At 69.6% G+C, this 22,561-nt stretch carries 23 protein-coding genes; 5 read left to right on the top strand and 18 right to left on the bottom strand.

Going from position 1 to position 22,561, the window contains the following annotated elements:
• Positions 1 to 44 precede the first annotated feature (44 nt).
• Positions 45 to 1,526, bottom strand: a complete 1,482-nt coding sequence (locus PRL19_RS00815; RefSeq protein ID WP_273743603.1) for a sugar ABC transporter ATP-binding protein — start codon at positions 1,524 to 1,526, stop codon at positions 45 to 47.
• 199 nt (positions 1,527 to 1,725) lie between these two features.
• Here PRL19_RS00815 and PRL19_RS00810 point away from each other — a divergent pair, with 199 nt between their 5' ends.
• On the top strand, positions 1,726 to 2,229 hold the full coding sequence (locus tag PRL19_RS00810; RefSeq protein ID WP_139598400.1) for a cell wall hydrolase: 504 nt from the start codon (positions 1,726 to 1,728) through the stop codon (positions 2,227 to 2,229).
• A 7-nt stretch (positions 2,230 to 2,236) separates the two neighbouring features.
• Here PRL19_RS00810 and PRL19_RS00805 read toward each other — a convergent pair whose 3' ends face one another.
• The 4 genes from PRL19_RS00805 to PRL19_RS00790 all read right to left on the bottom strand — a co-directional run bounded on the left by PRL19_RS00805 (position 2,237) and on the right by PRL19_RS00790 (position 6,486).
• Positions 2,237 to 3,166 carry a bile acid:sodium symporter family protein gene (locus PRL19_RS00805; protein WP_273743602.1) on the bottom strand — a complete coding sequence of 310 codons (930 nt, stop codon included), beginning with the start codon at positions 3,164 to 3,166 and terminating at the stop codon, positions 2,237 to 2,239.
• Positions 3,167 to 3,431: 265 nt separating this feature from the next.
• Positions 3,432 to 4,457: an HlyD family secretion protein gene (locus PRL19_RS00800; protein WP_273743601.1), complete on the bottom strand. Its 1,026-nt coding sequence runs from the start codon at positions 4,455 to 4,457 to the stop codon at positions 3,432 to 3,434.
• Positions 4,454 to 6,061 (bottom strand): efflux MFS transporter permease, encoded by a 1,608-nt coding sequence (locus tag PRL19_RS00795; RefSeq protein WP_273743600.1) that lies wholly within the window; start codon positions 6,059 to 6,061, stop codon positions 4,454 to 4,456. Before PRL19_RS00795 ends, PRL19_RS00800 begins: the two co-directional genes overlap by 4 nt.
• Positions 6,058 to 6,486 (bottom strand): MarR family winged helix-turn-helix transcriptional regulator, encoded by a 429-nt coding sequence (locus PRL19_RS00790; protein WP_045983896.1) that lies wholly within the window; start codon positions 6,484 to 6,486, stop codon positions 6,058 to 6,060. Before PRL19_RS00790 ends, PRL19_RS00795 begins: the two co-directional genes overlap by 4 nt.
• A gap of 221 nt (positions 6,487 to 6,707) precedes the next feature.
• Between PRL19_RS00790 and PRL19_RS00785 the strand changes: the two genes are divergently transcribed.
• Positions 6,708 to 8,213, top strand: a complete 1,506-nt coding sequence (locus PRL19_RS00785) for an ABC transporter substrate-binding protein (protein ID WP_273743599.1) — start codon at positions 6,708 to 6,710, stop codon at positions 8,211 to 8,213.
• 34 nt (positions 8,214 to 8,247) lie between these two features.
• On the opposite strand, the gene PRL19_RS00780 is transcribed toward PRL19_RS00785, so the two are convergent.
• The gene (locus PRL19_RS00780) at positions 8,248 to 9,384 is read right to left on the bottom strand and encodes an alpha-D-ribose 1-methylphosphonate 5-triphosphate diphosphatase (RefSeq protein ID WP_273743598.1); all 1,137 of its coding nucleotides are present in this window, start codon (positions 9,382 to 9,384) and stop codon (positions 8,248 to 8,250) included.
• Positions 9,385 to 9,479: 95 nt separating this feature from the next.
• Here PRL19_RS00780 and PRL19_RS00775 point away from each other — a divergent pair, with 95 nt between their 5' ends.
• Positions 9,480 to 10,145, top strand: coding sequence for a DUF1045 domain-containing protein (locus PRL19_RS00775; RefSeq protein ID WP_273743597.1), 666 nt, complete (start codon positions 9,480 to 9,482; stop codon positions 10,143 to 10,145).
• Here PRL19_RS00775 and phnN read toward each other — a convergent pair.
• The 8 genes from phnN to phnG are packed head-to-tail and all read right to left on the bottom strand — an operon-like array spanning position 10,121 to position 15,588.
• Positions 10,121 to 10,648, bottom strand: coding sequence for a phosphonate metabolism protein/1,5-bisphosphokinase (PRPP-forming) PhnN (gene phnN / locus PRL19_RS00770; RefSeq protein ID WP_139598404.1), 528 nt, complete (start codon positions 10,646 to 10,648; stop codon positions 10,121 to 10,123). The two genes, PRL19_RS00775 and phnN, sit on opposite strands and share 25 nt — an antisense overlap.
• Positions 10,645 to 11,328: a phosphonate C-P lyase system protein PhnL gene (gene phnL, locus PRL19_RS00765; RefSeq protein WP_127898981.1), complete on the bottom strand. Its 684-nt coding sequence runs from the start codon at positions 11,326 to 11,328 to the stop codon at positions 10,645 to 10,647. The genes phnN and phnL overlap by 4 nt, the downstream gene beginning before the upstream one ends.
• 2 nt (positions 11,329 to 11,330) lie before the next feature.
• Positions 11,331 to 12,089: a phosphonate C-P lyase system protein PhnK gene (gene phnK, locus PRL19_RS00760; protein ID WP_127898980.1), complete on the bottom strand. Its 759-nt coding sequence runs from the start codon at positions 12,087 to 12,089 to the stop codon at positions 11,331 to 11,333.
• On the bottom strand, positions 12,086 to 12,946 hold the full coding sequence (locus tag PRL19_RS00755) for an alpha-D-ribose 1-methylphosphonate 5-phosphate C-P-lyase PhnJ (protein WP_273743596.1): 861 nt from the start codon (positions 12,944 to 12,946) through the stop codon (positions 12,086 to 12,088). Before PRL19_RS00755 ends, phnK begins: the two co-directional genes overlap by 4 nt.
• Entirely contained in the window at positions 12,943 to 13,542 is a 600-nt protein-coding gene (locus tag PRL19_RS00750; protein ID WP_139598406.1) for an HAD family hydrolase, read from the bottom strand. The genes PRL19_RS00755 and PRL19_RS00750 overlap by 4 nt, the downstream gene beginning before the upstream one ends.
• Entirely contained in the window at positions 13,539 to 14,606 is a 1,068-nt protein-coding gene (locus PRL19_RS00745; protein ID WP_273743595.1) for a carbon-phosphorus lyase complex subunit, read from the bottom strand. Before PRL19_RS00745 ends, PRL19_RS00750 begins: the two co-directional genes overlap by 4 nt.
• Positions 14,606 to 15,154 (bottom strand): phosphonate C-P lyase system protein PhnH, encoded by a 549-nt coding sequence (phnH, locus tag PRL19_RS00740; RefSeq protein ID WP_273743594.1) that lies wholly within the window; start codon positions 15,152 to 15,154, stop codon positions 14,606 to 14,608. The genes PRL19_RS00745 and phnH overlap by 1 nt, the downstream gene beginning before the upstream one ends.
• The gene (gene phnG / locus PRL19_RS00735; RefSeq protein WP_273743593.1) at positions 15,151 to 15,588 is read right to left on the bottom strand and encodes a phosphonate C-P lyase system protein PhnG; all 438 of its coding nucleotides are present in this window, start codon (positions 15,586 to 15,588) and stop codon (positions 15,151 to 15,153) included. Before phnG ends, phnH begins: the two co-directional genes overlap by 4 nt.
• A gap of 87 nt (positions 15,589 to 15,675) precedes the next feature.
• Between phnG and phnF the strand changes: the two genes are divergently transcribed.
• The gene (phnF, locus tag PRL19_RS00730; protein WP_273743592.1) at positions 15,676 to 16,383 is read left to right on the top strand and encodes a phosphonate metabolism transcriptional regulator PhnF; all 708 of its coding nucleotides are present in this window, start codon (positions 15,676 to 15,678) and stop codon (positions 16,381 to 16,383) included.
• Here the strand turns inward: phnF and phnE (PRL19_RS00725) are convergent.
• The 4 genes from phnE (PRL19_RS00725) to phnC all read right to left on the bottom strand — a co-directional run bounded on the left by phnE (PRL19_RS00725) (position 16,380) and on the right by phnC (position 20,335).
• Positions 16,380 to 17,693 carry a phosphonate ABC transporter, permease protein PhnE gene (gene phnE / locus PRL19_RS00725; protein WP_273743591.1) on the bottom strand — a complete coding sequence of 438 codons (1,314 nt, stop codon included), beginning with the start codon at positions 17,691 to 17,693 and terminating at the stop codon, positions 16,380 to 16,382. The two genes, phnF and phnE (PRL19_RS00725), sit on opposite strands and share 4 nt — an antisense overlap.
• A complete protein-coding gene (gene phnE / locus PRL19_RS00720; RefSeq protein WP_273743590.1) occupies positions 17,690 to 18,535 on the bottom strand; it encodes a phosphonate ABC transporter, permease protein PhnE in 846 nt (281 codons plus the stop codon). The genes phnE (PRL19_RS00725) and phnE (PRL19_RS00720) overlap by 4 nt, the downstream gene beginning before the upstream one ends.
• Positions 18,536 to 18,597: 62 nt before the next feature.
• Entirely contained in the window at positions 18,598 to 19,497 is a 900-nt protein-coding gene (gene phnD, locus PRL19_RS00715; RefSeq protein WP_273743589.1) for a phosphonate ABC transporter substrate-binding protein, read from the bottom strand.
• A 19-nt stretch (positions 19,498 to 19,516) separates the two neighbouring features.
• Positions 19,517 to 20,335, bottom strand: a complete 819-nt coding sequence (gene phnC, locus PRL19_RS00710; protein WP_046001033.1) for a phosphonate ABC transporter ATP-binding protein — start codon at positions 20,333 to 20,335, stop codon at positions 19,517 to 19,519.
• A 200-nt stretch (positions 20,336 to 20,535) separates the two neighbouring features.
• Between phnC and PRL19_RS00705 the strand changes: the two genes are divergently transcribed.
• Positions 20,536 to 22,470 (top strand): TonB-dependent receptor domain-containing protein, encoded by a 1,935-nt coding sequence (locus PRL19_RS00705; protein WP_273743588.1) that lies wholly within the window; start codon positions 20,536 to 20,538, stop codon positions 22,468 to 22,470.
• The last annotated feature ends 91 nt before the right edge of the window (positions 22,471 to 22,561 follow it).

The raw sequence follows: 22,561 nt of genomic DNA, 5'->3' as shown, positions 1-22,561 counted from the left end.
TCTCTCCCGTTCATGCATCCGTCGACGGCGTCCGTCCCGGCGCGTCAGGCCGCCAGATGCAGCAGTTTCTCGGCCGACATCGCGGCGCGATCCAACTCGCCCGCCACGCGCCCGTCCCGCATGACGACCGCGCGGTCGGCCATGCCCAGCACCTCGTCCGTCTCGGACGAGACCATGATGACCGCCCCGCCCGCGCGGGCGAAATCGGACATCACGCGATAGATCTCGCGCTTCGCGCCCACGTCGACGCCGCGCGTGGGTTCGTCCAGCAGCAGGATGCGCGGCTCGGTCAGGAACCACTTGCCCAGCACGACCTTCTGCTGGTTGCCGCCCGACAGATGCGCCACGTTCAGCCGGTCCGACGCGGTGCGGATGTTCAGCATGTCGATCATCCGGGTGGCGGCACGACCCTCGGCGCGGGCGTTCATCACCGGGCCCGCGGACATGCGGTCCAGCGTGGCCAGGCACAGGTTCTCGCGCACGTCGCCGGTCAGGACCAGGCCAGACCGCTTGCGGTCCTCGGTCACATAGGCCAGCCCGGCCTCGATCGCCTCGCGCGGGGTGGTGATGCGGGCGGGGCGCCCGTCGATGGTCACGGTGCCGGCGGTCTCGGCCGACAGGCCGAACAGGCGGTCGAAGATCTCGGTCCGGCCAGACCCCATCAGGCCGTACAGCGCCAGGATCTCGCCCTCGTGCAGATCGAAGCTGACGTCCCGGACGCCGCGATCGGCGGCAAGACCCGCGACCGACAGCAGGCGGCCCGCCTGCGGGGTGTTCTCCTTGACGAACTCCTCGGTCAGGGGGCGGCCCACGACCAGCTGGATCAGGTGGTCCTTGTCGATGTCGGCCAGGCTGCCCGTCTCGACGAAGCTGCCGTCGCGGAACACGGTATAGCTGTCGCAGACGCCGAAGATCTCGGACAGGCGGTGGCTGACATAGATCACCCCCTTGCCGCGCGCCTTCAGCGTGTCGATGGCGGCGAACAGCTGGTCGGCCTCGGCCTCGCCCAAGGCAGAGGTCGGCTCGTCCATGATGATGACCTCGGCATCATAGCTCAGCGCCTTGGCGATCTCGACCAGCTGGGTCTGGGCCACGGTCAGGTCCATCATCAGGCTGTCCGCGCGGATGCCGAACTGGAACCCGTCCAGCAGCGCCTGGGCGCGGCTGTTCATCTCGCGGAACGCGATGCGCCCGAACATCCCCACCGGTTCTCGGCCCAGATAGATGTTCTCGGCCACGGTCATGGCCGGGACGGGGCTCAGCTCCTGCTCGATGATCGAGATGCCGTGCGCCAGGGCCTGGGACGGGTTGTCGAACACCACCGGCTGGCCGTTGCGCAGCAGGGTGCCCGCATCGCGGTGATGGATGCCCATCAGGATCTTGAGGAAGGTCGACTTGCCCGCGCCGTTGCCGCCGCACAGCGCGTGCACCGATCCCGGCTCCAGCCGGAACTGGCCCAGCTTCAGCGCGGGAACGCCGTCGAAAGATTTGCGAAAGCCCGAGGCCTCCAACAGCGGCGTGGTCATGTCGTCCCCCCATGCCGGACGCCCACCGGGCGTGCCGATACATATGTCAGTCTCCCTCTGACATTTGCACGCTAAGCGGCGCGGGTGACTTCTGTCAACAAGGATGTGACATAGTTCAAATGCGATCTGGCAGTTGTCCGCGCGGCCCGCCTGCTGCTAAGCCTTGCAAAACAACAAGGCTGCAGGGGCAGGGACAGGCATGGGTTTTTCGAAGGGGATGCTGCGCGGCGCCGCGCTGCTGGCGGTGCTGTCGTCGTTGGCCGCCTGCGGCGGTTTCAAGCGTCAGAGCGAGCTGGAATGCATGGAACGCGCCATGTATTTCGAATCGAACCGGTCCAGCCGGGACGGGATGATCGCGGTGGGCAGCGTGGTGATGAACCGCGTCCAGTCGGGGAACTATCCGCGGTCGGTCTGCGGCGTGGTGGGGCAGAAGAACCAGTTCGCGCCCGGCGTCCTGACCAAGCGGATGGACCGCGCGTCGGCCCCGCGCCTGCGCGAGGCGGCCGTGTCCGTGCTGCGCGGCGAACGCCATCCGATGATCCAGAACGCCCAGTTCTTTCACGCGGCCAGCTATCGCGCGTCCTACAACAACATGCATTACGTCGTGACGGCGGGCGGCAACGCCTTCTATGAACGCCGCCGCCCGGAACTGGTGACCCAGCCCCGCGTGCTGCCGCAGATCGAGGGCATCACGGGGCGCTGAGGCGGATCTAGCGGGCCTTCATCCGCGACAGGATGTTGGCCACCAGCGCGCCCGAGATGTTGTGCCACACGCTGAAGATCGCCGCCGGCACCGCCGTCAGCGGCGAGAAATAGGCGGTGGCCAGTGCCGCGGCCAGGCCCGAATTCTGCATGCCGGTCTCGATCGCGATGGCCTTGCGCGCGGCCAGGTCCAGCCCGGCCAGCCGCGCCGCGATGAACCCGATCAGATAGCCCAGCATGTTGTGCAGCACGACGACGGCAAAGATCATCATTCCCGACTGGACGATCGCGCCCTTGGAGGCGCCCACGACGGCGGCCACGATCAGCACGATGCCCGTCACGCTGACCAAGGGCAGGGCGGGCACCGCCGCGCGCACGAAGGCCGGCAGCAGCTTTTGCGCCGCAAAGCCCAGGGCCAGCGGGAACAGCACGACCTTGACGATCGACTGGAACATCGCCCAGGCATCCACGGGCAGGTATTCGCTTGCCAGCATCAGCATCAGGAAGGGTGTCATGATCGGCGCCATCAGCGTGGTCACGCTGGTGCAGGCGACCGACAGCGCCACGTCGCCCTTGGCCAGATAGGTCATCACGTTCGACGACGTGCCGCCGGGGCAGCAGCCGACCAGGATCACGCCCGCCGCGACCTCGGGGGACATCGGGATGATCATCGTCAGTGCCACCGCCAGCAGGGGCATGATCAGGAACTGCGACGCAACGCCCACGCCGACATTGACCGGACGGCGCAGTACCTCGGCAAAGTCGCGCCCCGAGATGGTCAGCCCCATCCCGAACATGATGATCCCCAGCAGGGTGACGATCCAGGGTGTCAGCTGGCGGAACAGGTCGGGCAGCAGAAAGCCCAGGACCGCGAACAGGACGACCCAGGCCGCAAAAGTATTGCCGACGAACCGCGAAAGTGATGCCAATGATTTCACCGATGCCTCCTCTGGCACAGCTTTCCTGCGCCCTGACGTTTCGGCATGGGCCATAGTGCCGCCCGTGGCGGGCTTCAACCCGTGGTGGCGGAAAAACCGGCCCGGCGCCGTGAGTGGTCGGGTCCGCGCCGCTGCATCATCCCGGCCCGGAGGCACTCCGGTTGCGTCCCGGCCCGGCTGCGCGTGCGCGCCGACTGCGTCCCTGCCGCGCCCCCGGGCCGGCTGCCCCCCTGTGCGGCCCGGTCTGTGCCGGGCCGTCGGCGGGTCAGGACCCGGCGCGGACCACGACAGACATGCCGGGGCGCAGGGCGGCGCGGTCCTGGTCGGGATCGATGGTGATGCGCACCGGCAGGCGCTGGGCGATCTTGGTGAAGTTGCCGGCGCTTGCGGTGCCCGCCATCAGGCTGAATTCCGATGCGGTCGCGGGCGACAGCGATTCGACCTGACCGGTGAACCGGCGGTCCTGCAGCGCGTCCACGGTAAAGCTGACCGACGAACCCGGCGCCAGGCCACGCATCGCGGTTTCACGAAAGTTGGCGATGACCCACAAGTCGGTGCCGACATGGGGGACCAGCGCGGTGCCGGGGGTCACGTACTGGCCGACATGGACGGCGATCTGGCCCAGGCTGCCGTCGGCGGGGGCATGGATGACGGTGTTGTCGACCTCGATCCGGGCCAGCTGGACGGCGGCCTCGGCGCTGGCGATGTCGGCGCGGCGGGCGTCCAGCGCGACATTGGCCGAACGGATCGCCTCGGTCTGGACGTCCAGGCGGGCGCCGGCCTGGATACGGGCGGCCTGGGCCTGCTGCAGGGCCAGGCGGACCTGGTCGGACGACGACTGCGACGTCACGCCCCGGTCCAGCAGCTGCCCCGCGCGGTCGGCCTGCGATCGGGCATTCTCCAGCGCGCCGTCGGCGGCCTCGACGCCCGCCTGTTCGGCGCGGGCCACGGCCTCGGCCGACACGACGTCCTGTTCGGCGACCTTCAGCGCGGCCTGGGCGCCCTGCAGCAGGGCCTCGGCCTGGGCCAGCTTCTGGCGGGGGATGCGGTCGTCGATGCGGGCGATCACGTCGCCCTTCGCGACGGTCTGATAGTCCTCGACCTCGACCGCGGTGACATAGCCCGACAGCTGCGGGGCGATCATCGTGACCTCGGCGCGCAGATAGGCGTTCTCGGTCTGGGGGGCAGCGGTCGAGAAGGGCGGCAGGCCCCATGCGAACAGCAGCAGCAGCGTGCCCGCCAGGCCCAGGATCAGGGCAATGACAGTCGGGACAAGGTTCTCTTTCTTCATGGCGTGGTTCCGGTGTTCTGGACGGCGGCCCGGCGGGCCATCACGTCGCGCAAAAGGTGAAGCAGCAGCACGGCCGCCGCCAGCAGGGCGGCCAGCGCGGTCAGCGCATAGGCATCGGCATAGGCGCTGACCCAGGCCTGGGCCGCGACCTGCTGGCCCAGATCGGTCGCCGCCTGCGCGCGGCGCGCGGCGGCATCGGGGATCTGGGCGGCCAGCATCGCGGCCCGGCCCGCCAGGGTCGCGACCGTGGCCGGATCGGTGGCGGTCAGCTGGACCGACAGGTCCTGCAGGTGCAGCGCCTCGCGCCGGGTGGTGAAGGTGTTGAACAGGCCCGACCCCAGCACGCCGCCCAGGCTTTGAGTCGAGATGAAGACGATGACGAAGGACAGGATATATTGCGGCCCCTTGGCCAGGGCCGACAGCAGGCCCGCCATCATCGCGGGCGGCATGAACAGCATCGCGGCAAAGCCGATCAGCGCCTGGCTGACCACCATCTGCGCGGGCCGGGTCAGCACGCCGGCACCGCTGTCCAGCCAGGCTCCGGCGGCGATCAGCAGCAGGGCGGCCAGGTGGAACTGGGCCACGCGGGTGGGCCGCATCCAGGCGATGCAGGCCAGCGCGCCCATCAGGCTGGCCAGGGCGATCACGGCGAACAGCACGGTCATCTGCTGGGGCGCGACACCCAGCACCTGGAACATGCGCGGCGCGCCCGCCGACTGTTCCGACAGGATCAGCCGGAACAGGAACAGCGTGCCGGTCAGGTGCAGGATGGCCGGGCTGGCCAGCCAGCGGATGTCCAGCAGGGGGTCGGTGCGGTTCAGCTCCACGACCACCGCCAGGGTCAGCGACAGCGCCGCGCCGGCCAGCAGCCAGCCGATCCACGCGACATCCGTCCAGTTGTAGATCGGCCCCATGACAAAGGCCACGATCAGCCCGCCGAAGCCTGCGCCGATCAGCACGAAGCTGGCAAAGTCCAGCGGCTCGATCACCTTCTGGCGGGGGATGGGGCGCAGGGGCAGGCAAAAGACCAGCATCAGCGACACCAGCGCCATGCCCAGGCCCGTCACGTGGACCGCCGTCATGCCGCCGTCGCCGATCAGGTACGGCCCCACGACGCGGGCCAGCGTCGGTCCGGTCATCAGCACCGTCATCGCCAAGGGCAGGCCCAAGGTCATCTTGGCCTGCGGGGACAGGGGTTCCAGCATGTAGAGGAAGGCCAGCGTCGACAGGGGCGCCGCGGCGGCACCCGCCAGGAACTGCAGCACCAGCGCCGAGCGGAAATCGACCGCCCACAGCGACGCCAGCGCCACCAGCGCATAGAGGATGATCCCCAGCTCCGCGAACCGCCGCAGCCCGTACTGGGTGCGGATCTTGATCAGCAGCACCGGCAGCGCCGCGCGCGGGATCATGTAGACCGCCAGCAGCCAGGCCGCGCTGGTCGTGGTGATGCCCAGATCGCCCGCAAGCTGGGGCAGGCTGGTGGACACGAAGCCCTGCTGCAGGCCCTGCGACAGGCCGATCACGGTGGCGGCCAGCATATAGGCCACGGCCTGCAATCCGGGCAGCGGCGGATGCGGCGGCGGGGGTGCGGCAGGGGCGCTCATGTCCGGTCCATCCGTTCGATGTTGCGGGCGATCCGGTCCAGCACCTGGGCCGCGCGGTCCAGGTCCTGCGGATCGATTCCCTCTAGCACTTCGCCGCGCAGGCGGTGCGTGAATTCGACGATGGCGCTGTCGCGACCGCGTTCGGTCACGACCAGCCCGTTCTTGCGGCCGTCGCCATCCAGAGGACGCCGTTCGACGAAACCGCCGGCGACCAGGGCGTCGATCTGGCGTTTCAGGGTCGGCGCCTCGATCGCCAGTTCGGCGGCCAGTTCGGTCTGGGTGATGCCGTCGTGATGCGCCAGCGTCGTCAGCGCGCGCGCCCGCGACAGGGTCAGACCCACGTCCCGCGCCCTGCGATCATAGCTGCGCCGCAGGGTCCGCATGACCCGCAGCAGGGTGTCAAGGATCGGGCTTTCGCGGGGCATGACGCGTCCTTTCGGCTGGTTCGTTAGCTAGCTAAGGATATCGTCGGCCAGCATCAATGCCCCGACCGAAAGAAATTTGCAGGATGTGCAATTTCGAGGCGCAGACGCATCACGGTTGCCAGTCGCGGATCGTGAACCTTAGTATACACTAATGATCCGGTCCCATTTCGGGCTGGCCGCACAGGGCGTCGCCAAGCGCCGGAACCGATCGGGAGACATCGATGAAGCTGACCACCTTTCTGGCCACGGCCCTGGGCACCGCCGCCATCGGCGGCATGGCCGTCGCCGCCGACCTGCGCATCGGCCTGAACGAGGACCCGGATTCGCTGGATCCCGCACAGTCGCGGACCTTCGTGTCCTCGCTGGTCTATGAATCGCTGTGCGACCGGTTGCTGAACACCAATGCCGACATGGAGATCATCCCCGAACTGGCCACCGACTGGGCCTGGTCCGATGACGGCAGGACCCTGACCCTGACGCTGCGCGAGGGGGTGACGCATCACGACGGCACGCCTTTTGACGCGCAATCCGCCCGCCGCGTGCTGGAGCGGAACATGACGATGCAGGAAAGCCGCCGCAAGGCGGAGCTGGGATCGATCGACCGGGTCGAGGCGACGGGCGATCATGAACTGACCATCACGCTGACCGCGCCCGACGTGACGCTGCTGGCGCAGCTGGCCCATCACGCGGGGCGGATGTATTCGCCCGATGCCGCCGATGCGGCGGGCGCCGCCTTTGGCCGGGTCCCGGTCTGTTCGGGCCCCTATGCCTTTGTCGACCGGGTCGAGGGCGACCGGATCGTGCTGGAACGCTTTGCCGATCACTGGGACGCCGACCAGTTCCATTACGACCGGGTGATCTATCTGCCGATCCCCGACACGACGGTGCGGCTGGCCAACGTGCGGTCGGGCGATCTGGACATCATCGAGCGCACCGCCCCCGCCGACGTGCCGGGCGTGCGGGCCGACGACCGCCTGCAGCTGTTCGAGGTGCCCAACATCGGCTATCAGGGCATCACCATCAACGTCGGCAACGGACCCCGCGCGGAGGCGCCGCTGGGCGCCGATGCCCGCGTCCGCCAGGCGCTGTCGCTGTCCATCGACCGCCAGGCGCTGAACCAGGTCGTGTTCGAAGGGGAATACGTGGTCGGCAACCAATGGGCCGCGCCGGGCACCCCCTATTACGACGACCGCGATCCGATCCCCGCGCGCGATCCCGATGCCGCCCGCGCCCTGCTGGCCGAGGCGGGTGTGCAGACCCCCATCCGCGTCGAGATGCAGATCGGAAACAACCCCATCGCCCAGCAGGTCGGCCAGGTGATCCAGGCCATGGCGGCCGAGACGGGGTTCGACATCTCTCTGCGCGCGACGGAGTTCGCGACGCTGCTGTCCGAGAACGTCGCCGGCAATTTCGACATGTCGCTGCAGGGCTGGTCAGGCCGGATCGACCCGGATGCCAACATCCACCCCTTTGTCGGGTCAGACGGGGCCAACAACGACCAGCATTACCGCAATGCGGAGATCGACGCCCTGCTGGCACAGGCCCGGTCTGAACCCGACACCGCGGCCCGCAAGGCGCTGTACGACCAGACGCGCGACATCCTGAAACAGGATCTGCCGCTGATCTATCTGTACCACATCAAGTACTTCTACACGATGCGCCAGGGGATCCAGGGGTTCGAACCCTATGCCGACGGCATCATCCGGCTGCGCGGCGTGTCGGGCTGACCGCGGCCGCGCGCCCCCCGGCAAGGCGTGCGGCTCAGGCGGCGGTCCGCGTCCACAGGCCCCGCACGGCCGCGCCGCCGCCGATCTGCGCCACGCGGATGACGTCGGCCCGCGCGCCCGGTGCCAGCCTGCCGCGATCGTGCAGGCCCACGGCCTGGGCGGGCGCCTGCGTCACGGTCGCGATGCCGCGCGCCAGATCGCCCCACAGATCGCCCAGCATCATCGCCCCCGACAGCAGCGACGACGGCACGTAATCCGATGACAGGATGTCCAGCAGGTCGGCCCGCGCCAGGTCGCTGGCCGCGACATTGCCGCTGTGCGATCCGCCGCGGATCAGGTTGGGCGCGCCCATCATCACGCGGATGTCGTGGTCGCGGCAGGCCTGTGCGGCATCCGCCGTGGTGGGGAATTCCGCGAAATGACAGCCATGCGCCGCGCTGACCGCGACCTGAGGGGCGGTGGTGTCGTCATGGCTGGCCAGCACCGCGCCATAGCGGCGCGCCTCGGCCACGGCGGTCGCCTCGTGCAATTCGCCCACGCGGGCGCGCAGGGCCTGCTGGTCGGCGACATGGTCCAGGAACTGGGCATCCGACAGGCCCTTCTTGCCGCAGACATAGTCGCGCAGCTTGCCGATGTCGCGGAACTGGCGTTCGCCGGGGGTGTGGTCCATCAGGCTGACGATGCCGATGCGGTCCCGGGGGCCGAACTTGGCCATCTCCTCGGGCAGGGTTTGGGAACAGATCTCGGCGCGCAGGTGCAGGAAATGGCTGATCCGCAGCGCCCCCTGGGCGCGCAGGCCCAGGATCTCGTCGGCCAGGGCGCGGGCATATTCGCCGTAGCCTGCATTGTTCGACGTCACGACCGACCCCACGCGCAGCGCGTCGAAGACGGTGGTGATGCCCACGCTGGCCAGTTCGGCGTCATGGGCGATGATCGCATGGGCATGGGGCCAGTCGACGCCAGGGCGCGGCTCGATATGGCGTTCCAGGTTGTCGGTGTGCAATTCGATCAGGCCCGGCATCAGCAGGTCGCCCTGACAATCCAGCGCGCCCGCGGGGAGGGCGCAGCCCTGGCCGATCTCGGCGATCAGCCCGTCGCGCAGGACCAGGTGGCCGTGGATCACCTCGGTCGGCAGGACCAGGCGGGCGTTGGCAAGGATGATGTCGGTCATGCGGTCGGGTTCCGTCTTGAAGGATCATGTCGAAGGGCGTCATCTGGCAGACGGCTGTCACAGCCGTGTGACACAACGGGCTTAGGGTGCCGCGCATGCAGGATTTCACACGATATGCCGTCTATTACGCGCCGCAACCCGGCATCTTCGCGGACCGTGCGGCGGCGTGGCTGGGCTGGGACCTGGCGGGCGGCCATGCGGTCGATGATCCGTCCCTGCCGGTGCGCCCGGTGGGCCAGCCGCGCCGATACGGGTTCCACGGCACCATCCGTGCGCCCTTCCGCCCCGTCGTCCCCGAAGCGGACCTGATCGCGGCCGTCGACGCGCTGGCCAGCAACCGTCCGGCGGTGACCTGCGGCACGCTGGCGCTGCGCGATCTGGGCGGGTTCCTGGCGCTGATGCCCACCGGGGGCCAGCCCGACCTGATCGCGCTGGCCGATGCGGTGGTGCGGGCCACCGATCCGCTGCGCGCGCCGCTGACGGCCGAAGAGGTCGCCCGGCGGCGCCCCGACAGCCTGACCCCGCGCCAGCGCGCCCTGCTGGACCGGTGGGGCTATCCCTTCGTGATGGAGGAGTTCCGGTTTCACCTGACCCTGACCGACCGGCTGTCCGCCGCGGAACGACCCGCGGTGCAGGCCGCGGCTCAGGCCTGGCTGGGCCCTGTCCTGCCGCGGCCTTTCGTGATCGCCGACCTGTGCCTGGTGGCCCAGGATGCGCAGGGCCGGTTCCACCTGCGTCATCGCGCGCCCCTGTCGGGCTGAAGCGCGGCCAGAAGGCGCGCGGTTCCCTGCGCAAGGCAGGCATCGTTGCACACGGTCAGGTGGGCGATGCCCGGCGGCATGGCGAAAGCGGCGCGGCGCAGGCGGGCGGCGATGTCGGCCGACCCCTCGCGGCCGCGGTCGGCCAGGCGGCGCGCCAGCACCTCCGCCGGGGCGGTGATCAGGATCACCCGCAGGTCGGGCAGCCGGGCCAGCGCCTGCGGCAGGGCCGCGCGGCTGCCGTTGAAGATCACCGACGGCCCCGTCAGCTGATCGTGGGGGATGCCGTAGCACAGGCCATGCGCCCGCCAGTCCAGCGCGAAATGCCCGCCGTCGCGCAGGGCCGCGAAGCGTGCCGGGGTGACGCCGTCGAAATCCTCTCCTCCGGCGTCGGAGGGGCGGGTGATCACCCGCCGCGCCAGGCGCAGATCGGGCCGCGCGGCGCAGGCCGCGGCGATCAGCGTGTCCTTGCCCGCGCCGGATGGTCCGACGACCGCCGCGATCATGCCGCGCGTCCCGGCGTGAACCCGGTCACGTCCACCAACCGGTCGCAGACCGCGTCGCGCGCCTCGGCGTCGTGAAAGATGCCCAGAATCGCGGCGCCGCGGGCCTTGGCCTCGGCGATCAGGGACAGGACGACCTGCCGGTTCGCGGCGTCCAGGCTGGCCGTGGGTTCGTCCAGCAGCAGCACGGGATAGGGATGGACGAAGCCGCGGGCGATGTTGATGCGCTGCTGTTCGCCGCCGGAAAACGTGGTGGGCGACAGGCCCCACAGCCGGCGCGGAATGTTCAGCCGCCACAGCAGGCCTTCGGCCTGCGCACGCGCTGTCGCGGCGGGCACCCCAAGCGCGCGCAGCGGTTCGGCCACCACGTCCACCGCAGGCACCCGCGGCAGCACGCGCAGAAACTGGCTGACATGGCCCAAGGTGCCCCGCCGCAGTGCGGTCACGGTGCGGGGCGCGGCGCCTACCAGTTCCGTGCCGGCGATGCGGATGCTGCCGCCGCCCGGCAGATAGTTTCCCTGGATCATCCGCATCAGCGTGGATTTGCCCGCCCCGGACTGGCCCACCAGCCCCACGCATTCGCCGGGATCCACGTGCAGCGCGGCCCCGGCCATGACCGGGATGACCGTGCCGCCCTGATTGTGCAGGGTGAAGGACTTGGAAAGGTTTTCGACCTGGATCATCGTCACACCTGCAGGACGGAGGAGACAAGAAGCTGGGTATAGCCGTGCTGCGGATCGTCCAGCACCTGGTCCGTCAGGCCCTGTTCGACCACGCGGCCCGATTTCATCACCATCAGGCGGTCGGCCAGCAGGCGCACCACCGCCAGGTCATGCGTGACGATCACGACCGACAGGCCCATGTCGCGCACCAGCCCGCGCAGCAGGTCCAGAAGCCGTGCCTGGACGCTGACATCCAGCCCGCCCGTGGGTTCGTCCATGAACACCAGCCGCGGCCCGGTCACCAGGTTGCGCGCGATCTGCAGCCGCTGCTGCATCCCACCGGAAAAGGCCTGCGGCCGGTCGTCGACGCGGTCCTGGGCGATCTCGACCCGGTCCAGCCAGTCGATGGCGGCGGCGCGGATGTCGCCGTAATGGCGCTGGCCCACGGCCATCAGCCGTTCGCCGACATTGGCCCCGGCGCTGACGCCCATCCGCAGCCCGTCGCGTGCATGCTGGTGGACATAGGCCCATTCGGTGCGCGCCAGCCGGCGGCGTTCGGTTTCGGCCATCGCCAGCACGTCGCGCCCGTCATAGGTGACGGTGCCCGCATCGGGGCGCTGATGCCCGGCCAGACAGGACAGCAGCGTCGATTTCCCCGACCCGCTTTCCCCGACGATGCCCAGGACCTCTCCGGGCCACAGATCAAAGCCGACGCCGGTGCAGCCGATCCGCGCGCCATAGCGGCGTTCCAGGTTCCGGACGGACAGGATGGGGGCGCTCATGCGGCCTCCGCGGCCAGGCGGCCCCTGTGCCCGGCGGCGACCCGCGCGGTGCAGAAATCGGTGTCGGAACAGACGAACATCCGCCCGCCCGCGTCATCGGTCACCACCTCGTCCAGATAGCTGGCCTCAGCGCCGCACAGGTCGCAGGCGTGATCGGCCTTCGAGGGGCTGAACGGGTGGTCGTCGAAATCCAGGCTGACGACATGGGTATGCGGGGGCAGGGCATAGATGCGCTGTTCGCGCCCCGCCCCGAACAGCTGGATCGCCGGGCTGTCCGACAGTTTCGGGTTGTCGAATTTCGGGATCGGCGACGGGTCCATGACATAGCGCCCCTCGACCTTGACCGGATAGGCATAGGAGGTCGCGATGCGGCCGTGCCGGGCGATGTCCTCGTACAGCTTGACGTGCATCAGGCCGTATTCCTCCAGCTCGTGCATCTTGCGGGTCTCGGTCTCGCGCGGCTCCAGAAAGCGCAGCGGTTCGGGGATGGGCACCTGATAGACCAGGATCTGGCCCTGGGTCAGGGGCGTCTCGGGGATGCGGTGGCGGGTCTGGATCAGCGTCGCGTCGGCGGTGGCGGTGGTGACGGCGACCCCCGACGTGCGCTGAAAGAACGTGCGGATGCTGACCGCGTTGGTGGTGTCGTCGGCGCCCTGGTCGATGACCTTCAGGCGGTCGTCGGGGGTCAGGCAGGCGGCGGTCAGCTGCACCCCTCCGGTGCCCCAGCCATAGGGCATGGGCATCTCGCGGCTGGCGAAGGGCACCTGGTATCCGGGGATCGCCAGCGCCTTGAGGATGGCGCGGCGGATCATCCGCTTGGTCTGTTCGTCCAGATAGGCGAAGTTGTAACCGCTCATAGCAGCCCCCGTCGGATCAGGTCGTCCTCCAGCGCGGCGGGATCGGTGAAATGATGCGCGGCCATGCCTGCGTCGCGCGCGCCGGCGACGTTGCGGGGGCTGTCGTCGATGAACAGGCACTGGTCAGGCGCCACGCCCGCCCGGTCGCACAGCGTGGCAAAGATGCGCGGGTCAGGCTTCAGCACGCCCTCGATCCCTGACACGATGGTCACGCCAAAGGCTGTGGCCAGCCGCGGGTGGGTGGCAAGGCCGATGGGCCATGTCTGCGCGGACCAGTTGGTGATCGCGTGGACCGCGTGGCCCCGCGCCCGCAGGCGGTCCAGAAGCACCCATGTCCCCTCGATCGGCTCGCGGATCGAGGCCGCGTGTCCGGCCCGATAGGCCAGAAAGGCCGCACGGTCGCGGGGATCGGCGATCGCCTCGGCCAGATCGTCGAAGCACGCGCCCCCGTCCGCGCGCTGGTTCAGGGTGGCGAAATCCACGCGATCCAGGAAGGCGAGGACCGACGCGCGGTCGCCCAGCAGGGGCAGGAAGGCGGCCACCGGGTCCCACCGGACCAGCACGTTGCCGATGTCGAAGACGATCGCCTTGATCATTGCGCATCCTTTGCGTTGTCGTCCCGCAGCCGGCGCACGAGCTCCAGTTCGGCCTGGAAATCGACGTAATGGGGCAGCTTGATGTGCTCCAGGAACCCCGTCGCCTGGATGTTATCGCAATGCGACAGCACGAATTCCTGGTCCTGCGCGGGGGCGCCGGTGAAATCCTCGCCCAGCTCCTGCCAGCGCAGGGCGCGATCGACCAGGCTGACGGCAATGGCCTTGCGTTCCGACTGTCCCATGACCAGGCCGTATCCGCGCGTGAACTGCGCGGGTTCGGTGCGCGAGCCCTTGAACTGGTTCACGGTCTCGCATTCGGTCAGCGCGATCTCTCCGATGTCGATGGTCAGGTCCAGCTCGGGGATGTGCATCTGCACGGGGGCGCGGCCGATGCGCAGTTCGCCGACAAAGGCATGGGTGCGCCCGTAGCCACGCTGGGTGGAATAGGCCAGGCCCAGCACGAACCCCTCGTCCGCGCGGGCCAGCGCCTGCAGGCGCAGCGAGCGGTTCGCGGGCAGTTCCAGCGGCTCGCGGGTCAGGTCGGGGGCGGGGGTGTCGTCGCGCGGGCTGGGTTCGATCAGCCCGTCGCGGTCCAGGATCGCCATGACGTGGGGCATGGCGCCGGCGTCGGGCGCGGCCAGCGGCGCGGGGTCCACCGCCGCCTGATCGGCAAAGTCCAGCAGGCGGTGCGTGTAATCGAAGGTCGGTCCCAGCACCTGACCGCCCGGCACATCCTTGAACGTGGCCGAGACGCGCCGGTCCACCGCCATCGCGCCCGTGTCCACCGGCACGGACGCACCGAACCGCGGCAGCGTGGTGCGATAGGCGCGGATCAGGAACACCGCCTCGATCAGGTCGCCCCGTGCCTGGCGGATCGCCAGCGCGGCCAGGTCGGGGTCGTAGAGCGAGCCCTCGGCCATGACGCGGTTCACGGCAAGGGCCATCTGCGCCTTGATCTGGTCGACCGACATCAGCGGCAGGTCGGGGTCGCCGCGGCGCTCCTCGGCCAGCCAGGCATGGGCGTTCTCGATGGCGCGTTCGCCACCCTTGACGGCGACATACATCAGGCGGCCTCCACGCGGGTGCTGCGCGGCAGGCAGGCCAGCCGGTCGCCGCAGGTCAGGATGAAGTCCAGCCCCATCGGGAACAGGGCGCGGTTGGCGCGGAACGGCGCGGTCGCGGGCAGGGACAGCGTTGCGCGGTCGCGGATGCCCGGCCCGCGCAGGACGGGACCGTCCGCGTCCAGCCGGTCCAGCTCGACGATCAGCGTGGCCGAACGGTCGGGATAATCGGGCAGGCCCACCGCAAAGCGGTCCAGCGGCAGCAGGTCGGGCCAGCGCCCCATCGCCAACGCGGCCGACGGGGCATCCGCCATCGGGCAGCCCGCGTGAAACCGCAACCACGGGGCCAGGTCGGGCAGCGCGCCCGGCAGATGCACCGGCGTCGTCGGATCGGCCAGCAACAGCAGCACCGTCGCGGCGGCGGGGCCGACCCCGGGGGCATGGGCCTGATCCAGGCGGTGGATCGTGCCGGGCCGGGCCATGGCCTCCATCAGCACGCGGAACCCCTGGGCCGATTGGCGGGCGGGATCGGTGAATCCGTGGCCGGTCATGCGTCCTCTCCGCGTTGCAGGGTGAAGAACTCGACCCGGGTGGCGGCGGCCTTGGCGGCGCGGGTGTCGCGGGCGGCCTGCGCGTCGTCGCGCAGCGCGGCGATCAGGGGGGCGTGGGCGTCGGGGTCGGTCTGCATCAGCGCGTCCATCGCCGCGGCCCGCCGCGCATGGGCGTGCGACCGCCCCTGCACATGGCCGTGGCCTTGCGTGCCGCAGGGCAGGCGCAGGGCGCAGCGGGTCACGGTCATCTCTCCGACGTTGAAGGGCGCGCCGGTGGCGCCGATGCGGCCCTGGACCATCACGGTGCCGGTCTCGGGCGCGCGCAGCAGGGCGTGATCGGGCAGGTCGGGCAGCAGCTGTGCCAGCCTGTCAGGCACGCTGCGGGCCAGGATCGACAGCCAGTCGCGGCGATCGGGAATGGGGGAAGCTGACATCTTGCCGGGGTGTCCCGTTATCTATACAACTAGACATGTGATAGCGCGCCTGCGCCATGTTCTCAACCGGAACCGTGTGAATTTTTGATGACGGACAAGACCCCCCTGTGGCAGGCCATCGCCGACACCCTGCGGGCCGAGATCACCTCGGGCCACTATCCCCCCGGCGACCGCCTGCCGTCCGAGGCGGCGCTGGCCACCCGTTTCGGGGTCAACCGCCACACGGTGCGCCACGCGGTGGCGCAGCTGGCCGACGCGGGGCTGGTCCATGCGCGGCGCGGGGCGGGGGTCTTCGTGACCGCGCGACCGACCGACTATGCCCTGGGCCGCCGGGTGCGGTTTTCGCAGAACCTGGCTGCGGCGGGGCGCACGGGGTCGCACCGCTTCACCCGGCTGGAAACCCGCCCCTGCGACGCGGTCGAGGCGCAGATGCTGGACCTGTCCCCCGGCGATCCGGTCCACGTGGTCGAGGGGCTGTCGCTGGCCGACGGCCAGCCGCTGGCGCTGTTCCGGTCGGTGCTGCCGGGATGGCTGGCGGGGTTCTGCGACCATGCCCGCGACCATCAGTCGATCACCGCGGCGCTGGCCGCCTGCGGGGTGGCCGACTATACGCGGGCCAGCACCCGCATCACGGCCAAGCTGGCCAATGCCACACAGGCGGTGGCCCTGCGGATCCCGCAAGGCGCGCCGGTGCTCCGCTCGGTCGCGGTGAACCTCGATGACGGGGGTCGGCCCGTGGAATACGGGCGGACGTGGTTCGCGGGCGACCGGGTGTCGCTGGTGCTGGCGGATTAGGACCCGCGGATCAGGCGGCGGCGCAGCCAGCCCGACAGGCCGTCCATCGCGATGACCAGCAGCACGATCAGCAGGATGTAATAGGCGACCTTTTCCCAATCCTGCGTGGTCTGGATCGCCTGCGTCAGCATCAGTCCGATGCCGCCCCCGGTGATCGCGCCGATGATCGTCGCGCTGCGGGTGTTGCTTTCCAGAAAGTACAGCATTTGCGACAGCAGGACCGGCATCACCTGGGGGATGACGCCGAAGCGGTAGCGCTGCAGCGCGCCCGCGCCGGTGGAGCGGATGCCCTCGATGGGCTTGCCGTCCACGTTCTCCAGCGCCTCGGAGAACAGCTTGCCGAAGCTGCCGGTGTCGGTCAGCAGGATCGCCAGCGCCCCGGTCAGCGGGCCGGGGCCAAAGGCGCGCGACAGGATGATCGTAAAGATCAGCGCGTCCACGCCGCGCACGAAATCGAACACGCGCCGCACCGCGAACCGCAGCGCCCGCGACGGGGCAAAGTTCTGCGCCGCCAGGAACGCCAGCGGCAGCGCCACGAAGGCCGCGCCGAAGGTGCCCAGGAACGCCATCAGGATCGTCTCGAACAGGGCCCAGGCCACGGCGCCGTGCTGCCAGATGTCGTTCGTCCAGAATTCCGACAGGGCCAGCGACAGGTTGGACCGCGCCGGATCGATCCGGTCGCCCCACAGGACCGCCGCCGCGACCTGTCCCGCGGACAGGCCGGCCAGCGGGCTGGACAGGTCGAAGAAGAACATCTCCCACCCCCAGAAATAGCGCAGGGTTTCCGTGCGGGCGCGGGTGGCGGTGACGCGGCCCTGATCGGTGGTGATGGTTACGCGGGCGGGGCTGGCGTTGATGAACGCGGGCACCTGCCCGTCGGGCGTGTCCAGCGTCACGCCGTCGCCCACGGTCAGCATGACGGGGCCGTAATCGGGAATGTCATAGGTGGTGCGCGGCCCGTCATAGGTGACGACATGGCCCGCGCCCAGGTCGATCACTGTCCGCGACCCCTCTGGCGCGACCCAGTCCGGCAGGCGGTCGGGGGCAAAGGTGGCGCGGGCGCTGCCTTCGACGCTGACGGACAGGGCGTCGCGGCGGTTGTCGCGGGTCACGTGGATCTTGTGGCTGACGGTGTCGGCCATCAGCACGGCGGCGTTGTCCAGCCGCGCCCGCTGCGCCAGCCCTGCCAGATCGAAGCTAATCGCGGCATAGACCAGATAGGCCAGGATCAGCGCCGGCACCGCCAGCGCCATGCACCGCCTGCGGTCCATGATGCGGATGGTGCGGTCCTGCAGCGTCATCGTGGTCATGCCGTGGCCCCATGCGTCAGGCGGTTGCGGGCCAGGCCCGAGATCTGGTCCACCACCACGATGGTCATGAACAGCAGCAGGAAGATCGCCGCCGCCTGATCGAACTTGCCCTGACCGAAGGTCATCGCGTTGCGCAGCTCGTATCCGATGCCGCCCGCGCCGACGAAGCCCAGGATGGCCGATGCGCGGATGTTCACCTCCAGCCGCAGCAGGCCATAGGACAGATAGTTCGGCGCGACCTGCGGGAACACGCCCAGCCAGATGCGCTGCGACCAGGTGGCGCCGACGGATGCCAGACCCTCGACCGGCTTCAGGTCGACGTTCTCGTTCACTTCGGAGAACAGCTTGCCCATCGCGCCCGCGGTGTGGATGGCGATGGCGATGACGGCGGGGACCGGGCCGCCGCCCAGGATGAAGATCAGCACCAGCGCGATGACGATTTCCGGGATGGCGCGGCAGACGTCCGACACCCGCCGCGCCACCGGCACCAGGCGCGGCCACCGGGCCAGGCCACGCGTGGCCGCCAGCGACAGGGCGGTGCCCGCGATGCAACCCAGAAGCGTGGCGACCAGCGCGATGTTCAGCGTCTCGACCAAGGCGGGCAGGGCGCGGATCATGTGGCCGGGCAGGTTGGCCGATTTCTGCACCGCCTCGGACACAAGGGCTGCGGGGAAATCGCCCACCTGGTGCAGCCCCTGCCAGAACCCGCCGGCGTTGCGGGCGTCGGCCACGCGGAACCCCGACACCATCATCGCCACGAAGATGACGACCAGCAGCCCGCCATAGAGGCGTCGCCGCCGCGTCAGCGCCAGATAGTCGTGCTGGATTTCGGCCAGTGCCATGCTGCCTCCTGCATATGCGAAGGCCGGGCCCTGTGCGGGGCCCGGCCCGGACGGGGTGGCGATCAGTTCATCTCGGCGCGGCGGATGGCGATGATCGTCTCGTATTCCGCGTGGGTGACGGGGCTGAAGCCCGCGGTCTCTCCGGCGGCGACGCCATAGGCGCATTCGGGGTCCGATGCGTGCAGCCCGGCGACCAGGTCGATCATCGTCTGGCGCACGTCCTGGGGCAGATCCTTGCGGACGACCACCGGGCCTTCCGGGATGGGCGAGGATTTCCAGATCTCGACGATGTCGTTCATGTCGACGATGCCCGCATCGGCCGCCTTGCGCAGCGCGCCGGAGTTGTAGCCGTCCTCCCACGCGCCCTGGCCGTCGGCCCAGGTCACGCCGGCGTCGAAATCGCCGTTGACGACGCCGATGATCGACTGTTCATGACCGCCCGAAAACGCGATGCGGCTGAAATACTCTCCCTCGGTCATCGAATAGCCCGCCTCGGGCAGTTCCACATTCGGGATCAGGAACCCCGAGGTCGAGTTCGGGTCGGCAAAGGCAAAGCTCTTGCCCTCCATGTCGTCCAGCGAGGTGATGCCGCTGTCGGCGCGCGCGAAGCCGATCGAATGATAGGTATAGCTGCCGTCCAGGTTGGTCTTGACCAGCACCGGCTCGACCGCCTCGGGGTCGGCGACGTACACGGCGGCATAGGCCGACGCGCCCAGCCACGCCATGTCCAGCGACCCGCCCAGCAGCCCCTGGATGACGCCGTTGTAATCGGCGGGGGTGAACAGGCGGACGGGGACGCCCAGGGCCTGTTCGGCATAGTCGCGCAGGCATTCGTTCGACGCCATGCGGTCCTGGGCGTTCTCTCCGCCCAAAAGGCCGATGCGGAATTCGGTGATCTCCTGCGCGTGCAGGGGGTTGGTCAGGGCGGCGGTGGCGGCCAGCAGGCTCAGCAGTCGGGTCATGGTGCTCTCCGGTTCGGGATCAGGCCAGCATGCGGGCGGCGTATTCGACATCCGCGCTGGTATCGGTGGGCATGGCGGTCGAGGTCGCGCTTTCGTTGAAATCCGCGTCGGCGCCATAGATGTCGCGGGCCACGCCCGTGGTCAGCTGCGACGGCAGCCCGTCGAACACCACGCGCCCGTCGCGCATGCCGATCACCCGGTCGCAATAGCGCCGCGCGGTGTCCAGCGTGTGCAGGTTGGCGATGACCATGCGGCCATCCTCGACGTTGATGCGGCGCAGGGTGTCCATCACGATCTGCGCGTTCATCGGGTCCAGGCTGGCGATGGGTTCGTCCGCCAGAATGATGCGGGGGTCCTGCATCAGCGCGCGGGCGATGGCCACGCGCTGCTGCTGGCCGCCGGACAGGGCCTCGGCGCGCTTGGGCGCCTGTTCGGCGATGCCGAGGCGGTCCAGGATCTCCAGCGCGCGGAGGATGTCGCCGCGCGGCCACAGGTTCAGCACCGTCTGCAACGTGCCGCGCCGGTTCAGGATGCCGTGCAGCACGTTCGACACCACGTCCATGCGCGGCACCAGGTTGAACTGCTGAAAGATCATCGCGCATTGGCTTTGCCACTGGCGGGCGGCGGCGCCGGTCAGGGCGGCGACGTCGCGCCCTTCGACCAGGATCCGGCCGCTGGTGGCGGGGGTCAGCCCGTTCATCATGCGCAGCAGCGTCGATTTTCCCGCGCCGGACCGGCCGATGATGCCGACGAAGGCCGGGCCGTCGATGCGGAAGGAAACATGGTCGACCGCCGCCTTGCGGCCGAAGATGCGGGTGGCGTCGCGAATGTCCAGCATGGGGCCTCTCGATGTCATGGGGGCCGTCTAGCGGCGGGGCGTGACACCCATCCGACGATGCGGTGACGATCGGGTGACAGGGGTGGCGGGCCCGCGCGCGATCCGGGCTTAACAGGCGGCGGCTTTGCCCCTATGAGGGTGGCGTTGCCAGCCCGGCCCCGCGCCATCGCCAGCCATTGACCCGATGGATGGAGAACCCGATGACGCGACACCCCTTGGCCGCCCTGATGCTGGGCACCGCGCTTGCCCCCTTGCCCGCCCTGTCCCAGCCGATCCTGCTGGACGAGATCACCCTGACGGCCGAAGGCGAGGCCCCGGCCCGCATCGCCCCCAGCGCGGAGCAGATCGAGGATGCCCGCACCGGCACCATCGAGGACGTGTTCCGCGCCGAACCCAGCGTGACCGTCAGCAGCGGCATCGCCATCGCGGAACGCGTCTTTGTCAACGGCATCGACGAACAGCAGCTGTCGGTCAGCGTCGACGGGGCCGCGCAGAACAACCGCATGTTCCACCATACCGGCACCAACATGATCGATCCGGGCCTGTTGAAGGCCGCGCGCGTCGATCCGGGCGTGGCGCCGGCGGATGCGGGCTTTGCCGCGCTGGGCGGCAGCATCGCGTATGAGACGAAATCGGCCATCGACATGCTGGAGGACGGGCGCGACCGCGGCGGGCGCGTCACCATCGGCTATGGCGACAACGGCGGCACGGCGACGGGGGCGGTGACGCTGTACGGGCGCCAGGGGCCGGTCGACGCGCTGATCTATGCCAAGCGGGCGACGGGCGACGCCTATCAGGACGGGAACGGCCGCACCGTGGCCCGCACCGGCGCCGACCTGAACAGCGAGGCGCTGAAGCTGGGGGCCGAGTTCGGCGACTGGCGGGCGGAGCTGGGTGCCATCTGGTTCCGGGACGACGCGCTGCGCCCCTATCGCGCGAACTTCACCGGCACGATCGGGGGCCGCCCGGTCCCCGAGACGCGCCGCTATGCGCTGGAACAGTCGACCCAGACGTTGACCCTGCGCCGCACGGTCGCGGACGGCCTGCTGGACCCCGAGATCCGCATCGCGCGCAGCCGCAACCAGCTGGACACCGTCGACCTGCCCACGCCCGACGCCCCCGTTCCCGATTTCAACAATGGCGATGCGGATACCGTCAGCGTCGTCCTCCAGAACCGGATGACCGTGCACGGGGTCGAACTGACCGCGGGCCTGGACAACTATCGCACGCGCGCGACCTATGACGGGGTATTCCGCGGCACGGCCGCCGCGTTCCGCGAGGACCGAACCACGACCGGACTGTTCCTGCAGGGGCGGGGCACGGCGGGGGACATCGACTACAGCGCGGGGCTGCGCCATGATTTCAGCCGGTTCACCGGTGCTGGGGGGCAGCGCCTGGATACCGACGGGACCAGCGCGAACGCCGCGGCCACCTGGCACGCGACCGATACGCTGCGTCTGAACGCGGGCTGGTCGACGGTGTTCGGCGGCACGCAGCTGGCCTCGGTCTATGAGCTGGACGCGCCCTATGTCGCGCCCAGGGCCTATGACGCGCTGGAGCCCACGCGGGCGCGCAACGTGGTGATGGGCGTCGAATGGCAGCCGGGTGCGACGACCCTGGGGGCCGAGCTGTTCCAGACCCGCATCGACGGGGTCCGCAAGGGGCTGGTGTCGCGCGAACTGGAAAGCCGGGGGTTCCGTCTGTCCGCCCGCCGCGACTGGCAGGGCGGCTTTGCCGTGCTGCGCTACAGCGACACATCGGTCGAGCTGGACGGCCAGCCGGCCTCCAGCTTTGACCTGCGCGAACTGGGCACCGTGCCGGGCGGCATGCTGTCGCTGGAGGCGCGCCATGCCGTCATGGCCGGGCTGACCCTGGGCGGCGTCGTCCAGCACGCGATCGAGGAGGACGGGCAGGGCGTGGATGTCGACGGCGACTGGCCCGGCTATACCGTCGTGGACGTCTTTGCCGAATACGGACCGGCCGCGTTCCGCAACGTGACCCTGCGCGCCGAGGTCAACAACCTGTTCGACCGCGCCTATGCCGACCGGGCGACCTATGGGGCGGATTTCAGCACCGTCGTGAAGCAGCTGGAACCCGGACGCAGCATCGCGCTGACGGCCGATCTGCGGTTCTGATGGCCCCCCGCGGTCCGGGAAACCGGGCCGCACCCCTCGAAATGTCCCGAGGAAGTGGCGTTTTCCGTCTGGAATCCCTCGTCTTTCGTTC

This window comes from Paracoccus marcusii, assembly GCF_028621715.1.
In the GTDB taxonomy this organism is placed as follows: domain Bacteria; phylum Pseudomonadota; class Alphaproteobacteria; order Rhodobacterales; family Rhodobacteraceae; genus Paracoccus; species Paracoccus marcusii.
The sequence above is the reverse complement of the archived record's forward strand: the minus strand, read 5'-3'. Positions and strand labels throughout refer to the sequence as shown.